3 protein-coding genes are annotated in these 1,949 nt (G+C 69.6%); all 3 read right to left on the bottom strand.

Features of this window, described 5'->3' with window-relative positions:
* The coding region (locus tag WA965_RS15115) for an SAM-dependent methyltransferase (RefSeq protein ID WP_526447726.1) at positions 1 to 256 on the bottom strand (256 nt) is incomplete at its 3' end.
* Complete coding sequence (gene hemC / locus WA965_RS15110; RefSeq protein WP_526300778.1) at positions 253 to 1,188, bottom strand: hydroxymethylbilane synthase; 936 nt, start codon at positions 1,186 to 1,188, stop codon at positions 253 to 255. The genes hemC and WA965_RS15115, both read right to left, overlap by 4 nt.
* A gap of 49 nt (positions 1,189 to 1,237) precedes the next feature.
* Positions 1,238 to 1,949, bottom strand: a 712-nt coding sequence (locus WA965_RS15105; RefSeq protein ID WP_526447724.1) for a glutamyl-tRNA reductase, incomplete at its 5' end; no start/stop codon positions are given.

The raw sequence follows: 1,949 nt of genomic DNA, 5'->3' as shown, positions 1-1,949 counted from the left end.
CCTCGGCGGCGGCCGATTTGGCCGCATCGGTCTTCGGAGCCGCGTCGGCGGCGACAAACGGCAGCGGTCCCGACGGCGGCGGCAGCTCACACCCCACGAGGGCGAGCACCGCCTGAGGAACGTCGGGGTCGGTGAACACCAGGGCGGCGTTCGCCAACACGGTGCGGGCACGTGTCGTCAGCAGGCCTGGATCACCGGGCCCGGAGCCGACGAACGTGATGTGGCCGGGCTTGTTCTTGCGTCCTCGCAAGCTCATGCATCTCTCCCGCGTTCGTCCAACAGATCCCGCGCTCCCAGCTCGAACAACTCCGCGGCCACCGAGAGCCCAAGCTCTCGTGCCCGACCGGGTGTCCCGATACCGGACGCACGGATCACGTCGGATCCGTCTAGCGTCGCCACGCAGCCGCGCAGCGACAGCTCTTCGAAGATCCGGCCGTCCTCATCGATCGACTCGACCACTTCCGCGATCGCGCCCACCGGTGCGGAGCAGCCCGCCTCCAGTTCGGCCAGCAGGGCTCGCTCTGCGGTGACCGATGCCCGGGTGTCGGCGTCGTCGAACTCCGCCAACAGTTCCGCGAGCGCCGTATCACCGGCACGACACTCGACTGCCAATGCCCCCTGAGCCGGCGCCGGCAACATCTGTACCGGTTCCAGCGTCTCGGTGACAGCGTCGAGGCGACCGATGCGGGCCAATCCCGCCCGGGCCACGACGACGGCGTCGAGATCACCGCTGCTTACCCTGTTCAACCTGGTGTCTAGGTTGCCTCGTAGGGGGCGAATTTCCAAACCGAGACCCAGTGCTCTAAGCTGCGCGGCCCGTCGCGGTGCCGATGTCCCGATAGTCGACCCGTTCGGCAGCTCCCCGAGCACCAGTCCGTCGCGGGCGACCAGCGCGTCACGGGCGTCCGCGCGCGCCGGGATCGCGGCGATCACGAAGCGCGGGTCCGCGGCGGTGGGCAGATCCTTGTAGGAGTGCACCGCCATGTCGACGGTGTTGTCGGCGATCGCCTCGCGCAGTGCCGCGGTGAACACCCCGACACCGATCTCGGCGATCGGCGCGTGGGAGCGATCCCCGGCGGTGGACACGATCACCAGTTCGGCGGACTGGCCGCGGTCGATCAGGGCGTCTCTGATGACGCCGGCCTGGGTTGTCGCCAGCAGGCTTCCCCGGGTCCCTATACGGATCACTTGGTGTCTTTCATGGAGCTGGGGCACCTCCCGCGTGCGGGGAGTCGAGTTACTCGGTCTTGTCGAGATCGGTTGTCATGAGGGGTAACTCACCCGCGGCCACCGCGTCGACGGCTTGCTGATCGAGTTCGAAGAGCTCACGGAGCGCCTCGGCGTAGCTGTCTCCGCCGGGCGCACTCGCCAACTGCTTCACCCGCACCGTCGGCGCGTGCAGCAGTTTGTCGACGACGCGGCGCACGGTCTTGGCCACCTCGTCGCGATGAGCGGTGTCCAGGCCGGGCAGTCGGTTGTCCAGCCTCAGCAACTCGGCCTCGACCACGTCCGCGGCCCGTTGGCGCAGCGCGGTGACGGTCGGCGTGACCTCCGCCATCCGCTGTCCGGCCAGATAGTTGGCGACCTCGGCCGCGACGATCGCGCGGGCTGCTTCGGCGTCGGAGGCGGCCGCGCGGGCGGACGGCTCCCGCTGGATCCGCTCCATGTCGACCAGCGTGACGCCGGGCAGACCGGCGACGGCCTGGTCGACATCACGGGGCATCCCGAGATCGCACACCACCAGATGCCGAGGTTCCAGGCCGTGAGCGAGGCCGCGGTGCACGTCGGCAAGCGACACCACGGGTCGCACAGCGCCGGTGCACGAGACGACGACGTCTGCGTCGGCGAGCACCGGCGGCAGATGGTCGAACGGGAACGCGTGCGCGTCGACGCCCTGAGCCCGCAGGTTCTGCACCAGCCGCTCGGCCCGCGGCAGCGTGCGGTTCACC

Source organism: Mycobacterium sp., from assembly GCF_049683935.1.
Lineage (GTDB): Bacteria > Actinomycetota > Actinomycetes > Mycobacteriales > Mycobacteriaceae > Mycobacterium.
The sequence above is the reverse complement of the archived record's forward strand: the minus strand, read 5'-3'. Positions and strand labels throughout refer to the sequence as shown.